This window comes from Hydrogenophaga sp. NH-16, assembly GCF_004006415.1.
Lineage (GTDB): Bacteria > Pseudomonadota > Gammaproteobacteria > Burkholderiales > Burkholderiaceae_C > Hydrogenophaga > Hydrogenophaga pseudoflava.
The window spans coordinates 1,511,224-1,526,258 of the sequence record NZ_CP029344.1 but is presented as its reverse complement, the minus strand read 5'-3'; the positions used below and the strand labels follow the sequence as shown (position 1 = coordinate 1,526,258).

Annotated in this window: 13 protein-coding genes; 3 read left to right on the top strand and 10 right to left on the bottom strand. The window is 69.8% G+C overall.

Going from position 1 to position 15,035, the window contains the following annotated elements:
• Position 1 precedes the first annotated feature (1 nt).
• The 6 genes from DD542_RS07355 to DD542_RS07330 form a co-directional block, all read right to left on the bottom strand.
• Positions 2 to 1,210, bottom strand: coding sequence for an ABC transporter permease (locus tag DD542_RS07355; RefSeq protein ID WP_127804780.1), 1,209 nt, complete (start codon positions 1,208 to 1,210; stop codon positions 2 to 4).
• The gene (locus DD542_RS07350; protein WP_127804778.1) at positions 1,200 to 1,946 is read right to left on the bottom strand and encodes an ABC transporter ATP-binding protein; all 747 of its coding nucleotides are present in this window, start codon (positions 1,944 to 1,946) and stop codon (positions 1,200 to 1,202) included. The genes DD542_RS07355 and DD542_RS07350 overlap by 11 nt, the downstream gene beginning before the upstream one ends.
• Positions 1,943 to 3,247 carry an efflux RND transporter periplasmic adaptor subunit gene (locus tag DD542_RS07345; RefSeq protein WP_127804776.1) on the bottom strand — a complete coding sequence of 435 codons (1,305 nt, stop codon included), beginning with the start codon at positions 3,245 to 3,247 and terminating at the stop codon, positions 1,943 to 1,945. Before DD542_RS07345 ends, DD542_RS07350 begins: the two co-directional genes overlap by 4 nt.
• Before the next feature lie 19 nt (positions 3,248 to 3,266).
• Positions 3,267 to 4,727: an efflux transporter outer membrane subunit gene (locus DD542_RS07340; protein ID WP_127804774.1), complete on the bottom strand. Its 1,461-nt coding sequence runs from the start codon at positions 4,725 to 4,727 to the stop codon at positions 3,267 to 3,269.
• Between the two features lie 83 nt (positions 4,728 to 4,810).
• A complete protein-coding gene (locus DD542_RS07335; RefSeq protein ID WP_079364351.1) occupies positions 4,811 to 5,917 on the bottom strand; it encodes a mechanosensitive ion channel family protein in 1,107 nt (368 codons plus the stop codon).
• A gap of 27 nt (positions 5,918 to 5,944) precedes the next feature.
• A complete protein-coding gene (locus tag DD542_RS07330) occupies positions 5,945 to 7,441 on the bottom strand; it encodes an AMP nucleosidase (protein ID WP_127804771.1) in 1,497 nt (498 codons plus the stop codon).
• An 84-nt stretch (positions 7,442 to 7,525) separates the two neighbouring features.
• On the opposite strand from DD542_RS07330, the gene DD542_RS07325 reads away from it, so the two are divergent.
• Positions 7,526 to 8,821 carry an MgtC/SapB family protein gene (locus DD542_RS07325; RefSeq protein ID WP_241559716.1) on the top strand — a complete coding sequence of 432 codons (1,296 nt, stop codon included), beginning with the start codon at positions 7,526 to 7,528 and terminating at the stop codon, positions 8,819 to 8,821.
• Here DD542_RS07325 and gorA read toward each other — a convergent pair.
• From gorA to DD542_RS07310, 3 genes are all read right to left on the bottom strand, one after another.
• Positions 8,811 to 10,217 (bottom strand): glutathione-disulfide reductase, encoded by a 1,407-nt coding sequence (gorA, locus tag DD542_RS07320; RefSeq protein ID WP_127804767.1) that lies wholly within the window; start codon positions 10,215 to 10,217, stop codon positions 8,811 to 8,813. The genes DD542_RS07325 and gorA overlap by 11 nt on opposite strands.
• A 71-nt stretch (positions 10,218 to 10,288) precedes the next feature.
• Positions 10,289 to 10,828 carry a hemerythrin domain-containing protein gene (locus DD542_RS07315; protein ID WP_127804765.1) on the bottom strand — a complete coding sequence of 180 codons (540 nt, stop codon included), beginning with the start codon at positions 10,826 to 10,828 and terminating at the stop codon, positions 10,289 to 10,291.
• Between the two features lie 182 nt (positions 10,829 to 11,010).
• Positions 11,011 to 11,862, bottom strand: coding sequence for a 3-hydroxybutyryl-CoA dehydrogenase (locus DD542_RS07310; protein ID WP_127804763.1), 852 nt, complete (start codon positions 11,860 to 11,862; stop codon positions 11,011 to 11,013).
• A gap of 149 nt (positions 11,863 to 12,011) precedes the next feature.
• Between DD542_RS07310 and DD542_RS07305 the strand changes: the two genes are divergently transcribed.
• Both DD542_RS07305 and DD542_RS07300 read left to right on the top strand, forming a co-directional pair.
• A complete protein-coding gene (locus DD542_RS07305; RefSeq protein WP_127804761.1) occupies positions 12,012 to 13,649 on the top strand; it encodes a choline dehydrogenase in 1,638 nt (545 codons plus the stop codon).
• Between the two features lie 16 nt (positions 13,650 to 13,665).
• Entirely contained in the window at positions 13,666 to 13,965 is a 300-nt protein-coding gene (locus tag DD542_RS07300) for an antibiotic biosynthesis monooxygenase family protein (protein WP_127804759.1), read from the top strand.
• Between the two features lie 112 nt (positions 13,966 to 14,077).
• Here DD542_RS07300 and rocF read toward each other — a convergent pair whose 3' ends face one another.
• On the bottom strand, positions 14,078 to 14,995 hold the full coding sequence (rocF, locus tag DD542_RS07295; protein WP_066153809.1) for an arginase: 918 nt from the start codon (positions 14,993 to 14,995) through the stop codon (positions 14,078 to 14,080).
• Positions 14,996 to 15,035 lie beyond the last annotated feature (40 nt).

Here is a 15,035-nt window from a genome sequence, read left to right as displayed (position 1 = left end):
TTCACTCATGACGTAATGCGTCAATCGGATTGAGCCGCGCCGCGCGCCGCGCCGGGAAGTAGCCGAACAGCACGCCGATGGCGGCCGAGAACAGGAAGCTCAGCAGGTTCACGCCCAGGTTGAACTGGTAGGGCACGTCCATCACCGCCGACAGCGCCACCGAGGCGCCGGTGGCCAGAACGATGCCCACCAGGCCGCCGAGCGCGGCCAGCACCACGGCCTCGATCAGGAACTGCAGCAGCACCTCGCGCTCCAGCGCGCCGATGGCCAGGCGCAGGCCGATCTCGCGGGTGCGTTCGGTCACGCTCACCAGCATGATGTTCATGATGCCGATGCCGCCCACCAGCAGGCTGACGGCGGCCACCGCGCCCAGCAGCATGGTCATGATCCTGGTCGTGCCCGAGAGGGTTTCGGCCAGCTGCTTGGTGTCGAGCACGTTGAAGTTGTCCTCGTCGGTCTCGGCCAGCTTGCGGCGCTCGCGCAGCAGCTGCGTGATCGAGGCGGTCACGCGCGCGGCGTCGGCGCCATCGCTCATCGACACCAGCAGGGTGTTGACGCGGGTGTGGCCGACGATGCGGCGCTGCAGCGTCTTGATCGGCATCAGCACCATGTCGTCCTGGTCGTTGCCGAAGGCGCCCTGGCCCTTGGACTGGAGTGTGCCGACGACCTCGCAGCTCATGGCCTTGACCCGCAGCTGGCCGCCCACGGCGCTGGTGTTGCCGAACAGCTCGCGCTGCACCGTCTGGCCGATCAGGCAGACCGCCCCACCGGCGCGCAGCTCGTCGTCGCTGAAGTTGCGGCCGTCGGCGATCTTCCAGTTGCCGGTGACCAGCCAGTCGTTGGTGCTGCCGATCACGCTGGAATTCCAGTTGCGGCCATTGGCCACCAGGGTGGTGCCGGTGCGGGCTTCGGGTGCCACCGCCAGGATGCCGCTGACCTGTCCCATGATGGCCTCGCCGTCGCTCTCCTTGAACGCGGGCGCACCGCCGCCGCCGCCCCCCGGCCCCATGCGCTGGCCGGGCCGCACCTGCAGCAGGTTGGTGCCCAGGCCGGCGATCTGGTTCTGCACCGCCGCGGTGGCACCGTTGCCGACGGTGACCATGGTGATCACGGCGCTGACGCCGATCACGATGCCCAGGATGGTGAGGAAGGAGCGCAGCAGGTTGCGCCGGATCGAGCGCAGCGCCAGGATCAGGGTGTTAAGCCACATGGCTGTCCCCTTCCGGCTGGCGTTCGCGCAGCAGGTGCGGCACCGGGTTGCGCACGTCGCTGGCAACCACGCCGTCGACGAAGCGCACCATGCGGCGCGCGTACTCGGCCATGTCGGGCTCGTGCGTGACCATCAGCACGGTGATGCCCTGCTCAGTGTTCAGGCGCCAGAGCAGTTCCATGATTTCGTGGCTGCGTTGCGTGTCGAGGTTGCCGGTCGGCTCGTCGGCCAGCAGCACCTGCGGCTCGGTGACGATGGCGCGCGCGATCGCCACGCGCTGCTGCTGGCCACCGGAGAGTTCGCCCGGCGTGTGGTGCTCCCAGCCCTTGAGACCGACCTTCTCCAGCGCCGCGAGCGCCGCCGAGTGCCGCAGGGCCGCGGGTTCGCCGCGGTAGACCAGGGGCAGCTCGACGTTCTCCTGCGCCGAGGTGCGCGCCAGCAGGTGGAAGCCCTGGAACACAAATCCGAAGTAGCGCCGGCGCAGCCGGGCGCGCTGGTCGCGCGAGAGCGTCTCCACGTGCACGCCGCGGAACAGGTACTCGCCGGTGGTGGGCACGTCCAGGCAGCCCAGGGTGTTCATGGCGGTCGACTTGCCCGAACCGCTGGGGCCCATGATGGCCACGAAGTCGCCCTGCTGGATGTCGAGGTCGACCCCCTTGAGCGCCTGGAAGGCCGTGTGGCCTTCGCCGTAGGTCTTGGTGATGCCGCACAGGCGGATCAGCGGGGTGTCGCTCACTGGGCCGCTCCGGAGGCGCGTTGCTCTGTGATGACCGCCATGCCTTCTGAAAGGCCCTCGCCGCTGACCTCGGTGTTGCGGCCGTCGCTGATGCCGGTGCGGACTTCCTTGGCCACGGGCTGGCCGTTCTCCAGCACCCAGATCTGGCGCGGGCCGCCACCGCGGCGGTCCATGCCGGCGGTCTTGGGGCGCGTGTTCGGGGGGCGCGGCATCATCTTCGACAGGATGCTGCCGCCGCTGGCGGCGGCAGCCCCGTTGGACGACGCGGGCGAGAAGCGCAGCGCGGTGTTGGGCACCAGCAGCACGCCCTTGGCCTCCTTGGCCACGATGGTCGCGGCCGCGGTCATGCCGGGGCGCAGGCTCAGGTCGGCGTTGTCGACGTTGAGCGTGGTGGTGTAGGTGACGACGTTGTCGGTCTTGGTGGAGCCGAAGGCCACGCGCTGGATGGTGGCCGGGTAGCGCCGCGCCGGAAAGGCGCTGACGGTGAACGTCGCCTTCTGCTCGACCTTCACGTTGCCGACGTCGGCCTCGTCCACCGCCACGTCCAGCTTGAGCTGGGCCAGGTCCTCGGCAAGGGTGAACAGGGTGACCGCCTGCAGCGAGGCGGCGACCGCGTTGCCCGGGTCGACCGAGCGGGAGAGCACGACGCCGCTGATGGGCGAGCGGATCGAGGCCTTGGACAGGTTGGTCTCGTTGGTGGACAGCGCGGCACGGGCCTCGTTGACCGAGGCCTGGGCAGCCGCCTCGGCGGCCACGGCGCGGTCCACGGCGGCCTTGGCGCTGTCCAGCTCGGTGGCCGAGGGCACCTTGCCGCCCGACAGGCGCGCGACCTCCTCGAAGCGGGCGAGCGTGGCACGGGCCTCGCGGGCCGTGGCCACCGCCTGTGCGAGCTGCGCCTGGGCCGAGGCCAGCCCGGCGCGCGCCTGCGTCACCTGGTCCTGCAGCTTGGCGGTGTCCAGCTCGACCAGCACCTGGCCGGCCTTGACGCGGTCGTTCACGTCGACCAGCACGCGCTTGACCGTGCCCGAGAGCTCGCTGCCCACGTTGACCGAGCGGGTCGGCTGCAGCGTGCCGTTGGCCGCGACCGTGAGCGTGATGTCGCCGGTCTTGAGTGGTTCGGTCACGTAGACCGGCGCGGCCTTGGCGTTCTTCTGCGACTGCCACACATAGAGGCCGCCGCCGGCCAGCGCCAGCGCCGCGACCGCGATCCAGGTCGAGGCGCGCTGCCACCAGCGGGGCGGACGGTCATCGCCCAGCAGGTCCTGGGCGTCGGCGGGGGTGGAGGTCTTCTTGGCGTTCATGGTCATCGGGATAAATCGGTCAGCGGGCGGCGCTCGGCGCGCCGGTGTCCGGGGTCCAGCCGCCGCCCAGGGCCTTGTAGAGGCGGACGTGGCCGGTGGACAGCGAGGCCTGGGCGCTGGCCACGCTGTCCTGGGCGGACAGCAGGGTGCGCTGGGTGTCGAGCACGGTGCGGAAATCGATCAGGCCGCTCTGGTAGCGCTGGCGCGCCAGCAACTCGGCGGTGACGGCGGCCTCGGCGGCGGTCTGCAGGTGGGCCAGGCGCTCGCGGTCGCCCTGGATGGCGACCAGCGCGTCCTCCACGTCCTGCAGCGCGGTCAGGACCGTGCTGGCGTAGCCGGCACGCGCCTGTTCCAGCGCCGCCTCCTGTGCGCGCACCTGGGCCTTCGCCGCGCCGCCATCCAGCAGCGGCACCGACACGCTGGCCAGCAGCGACCGCACCACGGAGGCGCCGTCGGTCAGCGTGCCCAGCGTGAGCGCGGACAGGCCGAGCGATCCGCCGAGCCGGAAGCTCGGGTAGCGCGCCGCGTCGGCGGCCGCCACCCGCGCCAGCGCGGCGCTGATGCGGTGTTCGGCGGTGCGCACGTCGGGGCGCTGGCGCAGGGTCTCGGCCGGCAGCGAGAGTGCGATGTCCGCGGGCGGCTGCGGCACCGGCGCGACCGCGCCCAGTGTGGCGTCCAGCGCGCCGGGTGCCTGACCGGTCAGCACCGACAGCGCGTTGCGGGCCTGGGCCAGGCTGGCCTGCAGTGCGGGGATCTGGGCCTGGGTCTGGGCCTGCGCGGCGATGGCCTGTTCCAGGTCGAGCGAGGAAGCCAGGCCGGCCTGCACCCGCCAGCGCGTGATCTGCAGCGTTTCGGACTGCGCGGCCAGGTTGCGTTGCGCAATGTCCAGCCGCGACTGCAGGCCGCGCAGCTCGATCAGCGACGCGGCCACCTCGGCCGCCAGCGACACCTGCACATCGGCCAGGCTGGTTTCGGAGGCGCGGGCGTCGGCCTCGCTGGCGTCGAGGCTGGCGCGGTTGCCGCCGAAGACGTCGGGCTCCCAGCTGGCGTCGAAGCCGGCCTGGAAGCGGCTGCTGGCGTCGGCCGTGCCGGAGCGGCTGCGCTGGGCAGAGCCCGAGGCGCTGAGCGAGGGACCGTTGTTCGCCTGCTGCACGTCGCGCTGGGCGCGCGCCTGCTGCAGCGCGGCCTGTGCGCTGCGCACGCCGGAGTTGGCCTGCAGCGCCTGGGTGACCAGCGCGCCCAGGGCGGGGTCGTTGAAGCGCTGCCACCACTGGGTCAGCGCGGTGGCTGCCACCCCTTCGGTGGCGGGCGCAGCGGTCCACTGGGTCGGTGCCACCGGCAGCATGCCGTTGCTGCCGGCTTGATCTGGCGGGGACGGCAGGTGGGCGCAGGCCGACAGGCTCAACGCCAGCGCCGCCGCCAGACTCGCGCGGTGCAGCGCTGGCCGGTGGGCCGCATCAGGGAGATGGATTCTGTTCATGTCGGTCGCATTGTGTGGGGCCAGTGGTTCTGCCACACCGCAGAAATGTCAAGCCAAGGTAAAGCCGCCGTCGGCGTTGCGCGTCACGCGCCACGTTCATGGGGTGGGGCCGCCTCGCCAGCGTCCGTGGCCAGGTGCAGCGTCTGCGTCGGAAAGGCGATCTGCGCGCCATGGCGCTCGATGATGCCGCCCATCGCCAGCAGCAGCTCCTGCTTGAGCTTCTGGTACTCGGCCCACGCGCGGGTGAGCGTGAAGGCGTAGACCATGATGTCCAGCGAGCTCGCGCCGAAGCGGTTGAAGTTGACGATCAGCGTCTGCGTGGTGTCGATGGCCGGGTGTTGCTGGAGATAGCCGCGGATGTCGTCGCACACCGACTGCACCTGGGCGAAGTCGTCGTAGCGCAGGCCGATGACTTCGTTCAGGCGCCGGTGGCTCATGCGCGAGGGGTTCTCGACCACGATGCTGGTGAACACCGCGTTGGGCACGTAGATCGGGTTCTTGTTGAAGGCGCGGATGCGGGTGTGGCGCCAGCTGATGTATTCCACCGTGCCCTCGATGCTCTTGTCGGGCGAGCGGATCCAGTCGCCGACGCTGAAGGGGCGGTCCAGATAGATGGTCAGGCCACCGAAGAAGTTGGCCAGCAGGTCCCTGGCGGCCAGGCCGACCGCGATACCGCCCACGCCACCGAGCGCCAGCAGCCCGCCGATCTGGAAACCCAGGCCGTGTGCGGCCGTCATGACGGAGACCACCACCACCACCAGGCGCAGCAGCTTGCTCAGCGCCAGCGCGGTGGTCAGGTCGAAGTCTTCACCGGCTTCGGTGCGGCGGCGGATGCTGGTCTGCGTCACCTCGCCGATGAGCTTCCAGAGGAACCAGGCCACGCAGACCATGAAGCCGATGTCGCGCCAGAGCAGCACGGTGCCCAGCCAGTCGTGCTCGGGCCAGCGCGCATGCACGGCCCGTGCGACCAGGCTGAGGCCCACCAGCCAGACCATCGCCTGCAGTGGCCGGCGTGCCGATCGCAGCAGCGATTCGTCCCAGAGGTTGCTGGATGCGTGGGTCCAGCGCTCGATGCGGCGCAGCACCAGGCGCAGGGCCTGGTCTACCAGCAGGGTGATGAAAAGAATGACCAGCGCCGAGGCCAGCCACAGTTCGACGCCGATGAGGGTTTGCAGTTGTTCCGTGAGCATGAGGGGGATGGGGTGGCGCGCTGCGCCTTATTGAAAAGCCACTTCCGCAAAACTGCGCAGCTTGCGGCTGTGCAGCTGGTCGACCCCGCCGGCGCGCAACAGTTCCACCGCGCGGATGCCGATGCGCAGGTGCTGGTCCACGCGCTCGCGGTAGAAGTGGTTGGCCATGCCGGGCAGCTTGATCTCGCCGTGCAGGGGCTTGTCGCTCACGCACAGCAGGGTGCCGTAGGGCACGCGGAAACGGAAGCCGTTGGCGGCGATGGTGGCGCTTTCCATGTCCAGTGCGACGGCACGCGATTGCGAGAAGCGGCGCTGGGGCGTGTTGTCGGGCAGCAGTTCCCAGTTGCGGTTGTCGGTGCTGGCCACGGTGCCGGTGCGCATGATGCGCTTGAGCTCCTGCGGCGGCACGCCGGTCACGTCGGCCACGGCTTGTTCCAGCGCGACCTGGATCTCGGCCAGCGCCGGGATCGGCACCCACAGCGGCAGTTCTTCGTCGAGCACATGGTCTTCGCGCACGTAGGCGTGGGCCAGCACATAGTCGCCCAGCTGCTGACCGTTGCGCAGGCCGGCGCAGTGGCCCAGCATCAGCCAGGCGTGCGGGCGCAGCACGGCGATGTGGTCGGTGATGGTCTTGGCATTCGACGGGCCGACACCGATGTTCACCATGGTGATGCCCGAGCGGTCTTCGCGCAGCAGATGGTAGGCCGGCATCTGCGGCAGGCGGGGCAGGGCCTTGCCCAGCGCGTCGATGGCCTGCGCCGACAGGTCGGCGCGGCGCGTGACCACGTTGCCCGGTTCGACGAAGGCGATGTAGTCGCTGCGCGGGTCGGCCATCTCGGCGTGGCCGAGCTTGATGAATTCGTCGATGTAGAACTGGTAGTTGGTGAACAGCACGAAGTTCTGGAACCAGTCGGGCGAGGTGCCGCTGTAGTGGCGAAGGCGCTGCAGCGAATAGTCCACCCGCGGGCCGGTGAACAGCGACAGCGGGTGCGGCTCGCCGGGTTTGGGTTCGTGCGTGCCGTTGGCGATGCCGTCGTCCATGACGGTCAGGTCGGGCAGGTCGAACACGTCCCGCATCAGGGCGCGGCGCTCGGGGCCCATCTCGCCCTCCACATGTTCATGCTCGGCGAAGGAGAAGTGGATCGGGATCGGCTGCGTGCTGGTGCCCACCTCCAGCTTGCCGTCGTGGTTGGCCAGCAGCAGGCGGAACTGCTCCAGGTAGTAGTCGGCGTACAGGTCGGGACGGGTGAGCGTGGTCTCGAAGCGGCCCGGCCCGGCGACGAAGCCGTAGCTCAGGCGGCTCTGCAGACCGGCCTCCTGGCGCGAGACGCTGCGCGAATGCAGCCGCACGAAGGGGTAGCAGGCGCGGATGCGGGCACCCCCTGGTTCGGCACCGGCCACGAAGTCGTGCATGGCCTCGCGCAGGAAGGCGACGCTGCTGTCGTAGATGTGCTGCACCTGCGCCAGCGCGGCGGCCGGGTCGTCGAACAGCTGGGGGGCGATGAAGGTGGGGGATTTGTGCATGGGGCTATTGTGGCCATGTGTGACGGGCTTCGCATGACAGTGGTGGCGCTACAGTGGCGGCAGCCTGGGTCCTTCTGCTGCGCCATGTCCATGACCGATTCCTGGGGCCTTGTGCCCGATACACCTGCCGCCGCTGTGCTGGCGGTCGCCCTCGGCTGCGGCCTGCTGGTGGGCATCGAGCGCGAGCGGCGCAAGGGCAGTGGCCCGAACCGGTCGTTCGCCGGCCTGCGCACCTTTGCGGTGACCAGTGTGGCCGGCGCGGCGGCGGCGCTGACCCAGATCGGCGGGCTGGTGGTCGCCGGTGCTCTGCTGGTGGCCGGGCTCGCCCTGCTGGCCTACCAGCGCGACCGCTCCGACGACCCCGGAACGACGACCGAGATCGCGCTGCTGCTGATGTACCTGACCGGCGTGCTCTGCGTGTGGAGTCCGGCGCTGGCGGCGGGCCTGGCCGTGGGCCTGACCGCGCTGCTGGCCGGGCGCGAGCGCCTGCACCGGTTCGCACTGCACTGGCTGCGCCCGGGCGAGGTGCGCGATGGCATTGTGTTGGCCGCGCTGGCGCTGATGGCCCTGCCACTGGTGCCCGACCAGCCGCTGTGGGGCACGCCGCTGAACCCGCACAAGGTGGTGCAGCTGCTGGTGCTGCTGCTGGGCGTGCAGTCGGTGGCACACCTGGCGGCGCGGCTGCTCGCGGCGCACCACGCGGTGGCGGTGTCGGCGCTGGCCTCGGGCTTCGTGTCCAGCACGGCCACCATCGCCACCCTGGGGCTGGCTGTGCGCGAGCAGGGCGCCCAGCCCCGCCTGATGGCCGGCGGCGGCCTGCTGTCCTGTGTGTCCACCCAGGTGCAGCTGCTGCTGGTGGCCGCGGCCATGCAGCCGGCCTGGCTGGCGCGGCTGTGGCTGCCGGCGTTGGTGGGGGCCGGGGTGGTGGCGCTGTGGGGCTGGGTGCTGTTGCGCGGTGCGCCGACCGATGGCGACGGGCTGGTGGTGTCGTCGCCGCGCATCGAGGGACTGTCCGTGCGCGGCGACGACCGCATGTTCAGCCTGCGCGGTGCCGCGGCCGTGGCCGTGCTGCTCAGCAGCGTGCAGCTGGTGGTGCACGCCCTGCAGCGCTGGCTGGGCGATGCCGGCCTGGTGGCGGGGGCGCTGGTGGCCGCGCTGGCCGACCTGCATTCTGCGCTGGCGGCGGTGTTCTCCGCCACCACCCCCGTGTCGGGGCCGGCCGGCGTGTGGGCGGTGGCGCTGGCCTTGCTGGTGCACGCGGCGAGCAAGAGCGTCACCGCCGGGCTCACCGGGGGCATGGCCTACCTGCGCTGGCTGGCGCCGGGCCTTTGGCTGCACACCGTGCTGGTGGCGGCCGGGTTGCTGTGGTTCAGCTCTTGACGGGGTCGCGCATGGTCACGAACTCTTCGGCCGCCGTCGGGTGGATGCCGATGGTGCTGTCGAACACCGCCTTGGTGGCGCCGGCCTTCATGGCCACGGCGAAGCCCTGCACGACCTCGCCGGCCTCGGCGCCCACCATGTGCAGGCCCACCACGCGGTCGCTGGCGGTGTCCACGATCAGCTTCATCAGCGTGCGTTCGCTGCTGCCCGAGAGCGTGTGCCGCAGCGCCTTGAACTCGCTGCGGAACACGGTGACCGCGCCGAACTTCTCGCGCGCCTGCGCCTCACTGTAGCCCACGGTCCCGATGCTGGGGTGGGTGAACACCGCGGTGGGGATGAACTCGTAGCCCATGCTGCGCGGCGCCTTGCCGGGGGCCGGGCCGAACAGCTGGTCCACCACCACCATGGCCTCGCCCAGCGCCACCGGCGTGAGCTGCACCCGGTTGGTCACGTCACCCACGGCCCAGATGCTGGGCACGTTGGTGCGGTAGTGTTCGTTCACGATGACCTCACCTTGCGCGCCCTGGGCCACGCCCAAGGCCTCCAGGCCCAGTCCCTGCACATTGGGCTTTCGGCCGGTGGCGTAGAGCACGGCGTCGGCCATGACGACATTGCCGTCTTCCAGCTCGGCGCGCAGACCGTCCGCGGTTTTGCGGATGTCCACCACGCCGGCGTTCAGGCGCAGGTCCACACCCGACTTCTGCATCTCGCCGGCCACGAAGTGGCGGATCTCGTCATCGAAGCCGCGCAGCACCTGTTCGCCCCGGTAGAGCTGGGTGACCTTGGCGCCGAGGCCGTTGAAGATGGACGCGAACTCGCAGGCGATGTAGCCACCGCCGACCACCAGCAGGCGCTGCGGGAAGGGGTCGAGGTCAAACACCTCGTTGGAGGTGATGACGTGCTCGCGCCCGGTGAAGTGCGGCACGAAGGGCGTGCCACCGGTGGCAATGAGGATGTTCGCGGCGGTGCAGGACTGGTGGCCCGGCGAGCCATCGGCGTTGAGCGTCGCCACGGTGATGGCGTGCGGTCCGTCGATGCGCGCAAAGCCGTTGATGACGGTGACGCCCGAGCCGCGCAGCAGGTTGGCGTAGACGCCGTTCAGGCGCGAGATTTCCTTGGTCCGGTTGGCCTTGAGGGTGGACCAGTTGAAGGTGGGGGCGGCGTCCAGTTCCCAGCCAAAACCGCGCGACTCCTCGAAGGCGTCGTGGTAGTGCGCCGCGTAGCTGTAGAGCTTCTTGGGGATGCAGCCCACGTTGACGCAGGTGCCGCCCAGGCCGTCGGTGCCCAGGGTTTCGGCCAGCGCCACGCGGGCGCCGCGGCCGGCGGCCATGCGGGCGGCACGCACACCGCCGCTGCCGCCGCCGATGACAAAGAGGTCGAAGTCGAAAGAACTCATGGCTTCAGGTGCAGGACAGGAAGCCGGTCAGTGTACGAGGGCACCTCTTGGCACCTTCCGAGCAGGGGCTCTCAGGCGAGGGCGCGCACCTCGTCCTGGGCCATCACGCGCCGCCGTGCCATCTCGCGGCCCATGCCGATGGTGTCGATGCCGACCAGCCGCTTCCTGGCCTCCGGGTAGGCCAGCGATTCCTCCAGCAGGATGTGGTCCAGGTACAGCGCCTCGAACACGTCCAGCGCGTGCCGAAGCTCGGCCGGGTCGAACCAGAGGTTGCCGTTGGCGGCCGCTTCCAGGGAAGGGGCGATCTGGATCCAGTTCTCTTCCAGCCAGCCGTGGTCCTGAATCAGGTGCTCGGCCGCCTGAACGACCTCGGCGTCCTGGCTGGCCAGCAGCGCCGGGAAGATGTGCTTTTCTTCGTCCAGGTGGTGCTGGCGCGCCTCGGTGTTGAAGTAGTTCAACACGCGGCGGGCCAGCGCCCGGGTGGCCGCGTTCAGCCCGTCGGACTCGATGGCGTCCACCAGCCCGTGCAGCTGCCGCACATGGTCCTGGATGTCCTGGTGGGTGCTGTCGAGAAACTCGAAGATGGCAATGGAGACGGGGGCTGCGCTCATGGGAGACTCCTTGATGGCGTTCAGGCCATTCTGGAGACGCGGCGCCGCCGCCCATTGATCTGCCTCAAGAAATGGCTCCCCCCGCGCCGCCTTCGGCGTCACCCCCGGGGGGCGGCACTGGCGGCCCGGCGAAGCCGGTTCCGCGGTGCCACTGGATCAACTACCCTTCTGTCGTGGGTGCCTCAGTACGTATACACCCCGCGCCCCGTCTTGCGGCCCAGCCAGCCGGCCGCCACCATCTCCTTGAGCAGCGGGGCCGGGCGGTACTTGCTGTCGTTGAACTCGGCCATGTAGACGTTCATCACCGCCAGGCAGACGTCCAGGCCGATCATGTCGGCCAGGGCCAGCGGACCGATGGGCTGGTTGGTGCCCAGCTTCATGCCGGCGTCGATGTCCTCGGGCGTGGCGATGCCCTCGGCCAGCACGAAGAAGGCCTCGTTGATCATGGGCACCAGGATGCGGTTGACCACGAAGCCGGGGGCGTTCTTCACGGTGATCGGTGTCTTGCCCAGGGCTTCGGCCAGGGCCTTGACCGCGTCGTGCGTGGCGTCGCTGGTCTGCAGGCCGCGGATGATTTCCACCAGCGCCATCATGGGCACGGGGTTGAAGAAGTGCATGCCGATGAACTTGTCGGCGCGCTGGGTCGCGGCGGCGAGCTTGGTGATGCTGATCGAACTGGTGTTGGTGGCGACGATCACCTCGGGCGCCAGGATGCCGTCGAGCTGCTGCAGGATCTTGACCTTCAGACCCTCGTTCTCGGTCGCGGCCTCGATGACCAGCTGCGCGCCCTTGAGGTCGTCGTAGCTGGTCGAACCTTTGATCAGCGCCAGCGTGGTGGCCTTGCCCTCGGCGGTCAGCTTCTCTTTCTTGATCAGGCGGTCCAGGCTGCCGGCCACCGTGGCCAGGCCCTTGTCCACCGCGGCCTGGGCCACGTCGACCATGACGACGCGGATGCCGCTGACGGCGCAGGCCTGCGCGATGCCGTTGCCCATGGTGCCGGCGCCGATGATGCCGACGGTCTGGATGCTGCTCATGTGGGAATCACTCCTGGAAGATGAGGGTAAAGACGGAGGCGCTCTAGGCGGGCCAGCCTACTGCGGCGAAAGGCCCTGTGCTACCTTGCCCCGCATTGTCGCGCAGCGTCCTGCAACGGCATGACAGGCGCGCGACGCCAGGAGTCAACATGTTCGATTACATCGTCGTGGGCGGTGGGTCCGCCGGCAGCGTGCTGGCCGGCCGCCTGAGCGAAGACCCGGCCGTGCGCGTGGCGCTGCTCGAAGCCGGGCCGCCGGACCGCAGCGTGCTGATCCACTGCCCGGCGGGGCTGGCGGTGATGGCCAAGTACCAGCTCAACGGCTGGGACTATTCCACCGTGCCGCAGCCAGGCCTGCACGGCCGCCGGGGTTACCAGCCGCGCGGCAAGGTGCTGGGCGGCTCCAGCTCCATCAACGCCATGATCTATGCGCGCGGCCACGCGCAGGACTACGACGCCTGGGCCGCCGAAGGCAATCCGGGCTGGTCGTTCGGCGAGGTGCTGCCGTACTTCAAGCGCGCCGAGCACAACGAGCGCGGGGCCGACGACTGGCACGGTGCCGGCGGCCCGCTGAACGTGATGGACCTGCGCTCGCCCAACCCGGTGCTGCCCGACTTCGTCGAGGCGGGGCGCCAGGCGGGCTACCCGGTCAACACCGACTTCAACGGCGCCGAGCAGGAGGGCGTGGGCGTCTACCAGGTCACGCACAAGAATGGCGAACGCTTCAGCGCCGCCAAGGCCTACCTCACGCCGCACCTGGGGCGCAGCAACCTGCGGGTGATCACCAGCGCGCTCACCACGCGCGTGGTGACGGAACAGCGGGGTGGGCGCCCCGTGGCGGTGGGCGTCGAATACCGGCCCGATGGCGGCCGCGGCGCGCCGCAGACCCTGGCCCTGAACCCGGGTGGCGAGGTGCTGCTGAGCGCCGGCGCCTTCGGTTCGCCGCAGCTGCTGATGCTCTCGGGCATCGGGCCGACCGCGCACCTGTCGGAACATGGCGTGGCCGCGGTGCACGAACTGCCCGGCGTGGGCGGCAACCTGCACGACCACCCGGACGTGGTGATGGTGGTGAACGCCCCTCGTTTGACTTCACTGTTCGGCATCTCCCCGAGCGGCATCGCCGACATGGTCAAGGGCGTCTTCGAGTGGCGCAGCCGCCGCAGCGGCATGCTGACCACCAACTTCGCCGAGGCCGGCGGCTTCATCAAGAGCTCACCCGAGGAGGCGATTCCCGACCTGCAACTGCACTTCGTGGTCGGCAAGCTGGTGGACCATGGTCGCAAGACCGTGCTCGGCCATGGCTACTCCTGCCACGTCTGCCTGTTGCGCCCCCGGAGCCGCGGCACGCTGCGCCTCGCCAGCACCGACCCGCAGGTGGCGCCGCTGATCGACCCGGCCTTCCTGCAGGATCCGGACGACGTCGCGCGGCTGGTGCTGGGCTTCAAGCGCATGCGCGCATTGCTGCAGCAGCCGGCACTGGCGCGCCATGGCGGCATCGAATCGGCCGCCTCGCGCGACGCGCAGAGCGATGCCCAGATCGAGCAGTTCGTTCGCCACCACGCCGACACCATCTACCACCCGGTCGGCACCTGCCGCATGGGGCCGGACCCGGCGGCGGGTGCCGTGGTCGACGCTCGGCTGAAGGTGCACGGCGTGGACGGGCTGCGCGTGGTCGATGCGTCGGCGATGCCCAGCGTGGTCGGCGGCAACACCAATGCGCCGGTGATCATGATGGCTGAGAAGGCCGTGGATATGATTCGCGACGACCGCCGGGCCGCCGTGGCCTGAACCCGCAGGAGCGAACATGATTCTTGAACACGCCGACATCTGCATCGACCCCGCCAAGGCGGCCGACTTTGAAGCCGCGATCCTGCGCGGGGCCAGCACCGTGATTGCCCAGGCCAAAGGCTTTCAGGGCTTCAAGGTCAACCGCAGCATCGAAAGCCCGGGCCGCTACATCCTGAACATCTACTGGGACACGCTGGAAGACCACACGGTGGGTTTCCGCCAGTCGCCGGCCTTTGCCGAGTGGCGCAGCATCGTCGGCCCGTTCTTCCTGCAGCCGCCGGTGGTCGAGCACCTCGAACTCGTAGGCAAGAGCTGAAAGACAACGCATACGGAGCGCGTGCCTGCTCCAGTGATGCGGTGGAACCGGCTTCGCCGGGCCGCTCGCATCGCCCCCCGGGGGGTGACGCCGAAGGCGGCGCGGGGGGTGCCTATTTCTTCCTCATCAGCGTCGACTTGCCGAACAGGCTCTCGATCAGGTCCACCGCCAGCTCGGCGGTGCGGTTGCGCACATCGAGCGCCGGGTTGAGTTCCATCACGTCCAGCGAGGCCAGGCGCCCCGTGTCGGCGATCATCTCCATGCACAGCTGGGCCTCGCGGTAGGTCGGGCCGCCGGGCACCGTGGTGCCCACGCCGGGTGCGATCTCGGGGTCCAGGAAATCCACGTCGAAGCTCACATGCAGGTGGGTGTTCTCGTCCATCCCCATCAGCGCCTGCTCCATGGTGTGGCGCATGCCCATCTCGTCGATGTAGCGCATGTCGAACACTTCCAGACCCACTTCGTGCACGAAGCGCTTTTCGCCCGGGTCCACACTGCGGATGCCGATCTGGCGCACCACGTCGGGCGTGATGGCCGGCGTGTGGCCGCCGATGCCGGTGAGCTCGGCCGGCCCGTGGCCGCACAGGCAGGCCACCGGCATGCCGTGGACGTTGCCGCTGGGGGTGAGTTCGGCGGTGTTGAAGTCGGCGTGCGCGTCCAGCCACAGCACGCGGAGCTGCTTGCCGGTTTCGCGGCAGTGGCGGGCCACCGCGCTGATGGACCCCATGCCCAGGCAGTGGTCGCCCCCCAGCACGATGGGCAGTCGGCCCTGGGCGAGTTCGGTGTGCACCGCGTCGTGCAGTGTGGTGTTCCAGGCCACCACCTCGGGCAGGTGGCGGTAACCGTCGACCGGCGGTTGCCAGGGGTTGGACGGGCCGCCCAGGTTGCCTCGGTCGATCACCTGCAGGCCGTGGCTCTCCAGCACCGCTTGCAGGCCGGCCACGCGCAGGGCCTCGGGCCCCATGGAGGCGCCGCGCGCGCCGGCGCCGATGTCGGTGGGAACGCCAATGAGGCTGACGGGTAGGTTCATGGTCGGTTCGTTGGTGGAAGACGGGTCAGTGTAGGAACGG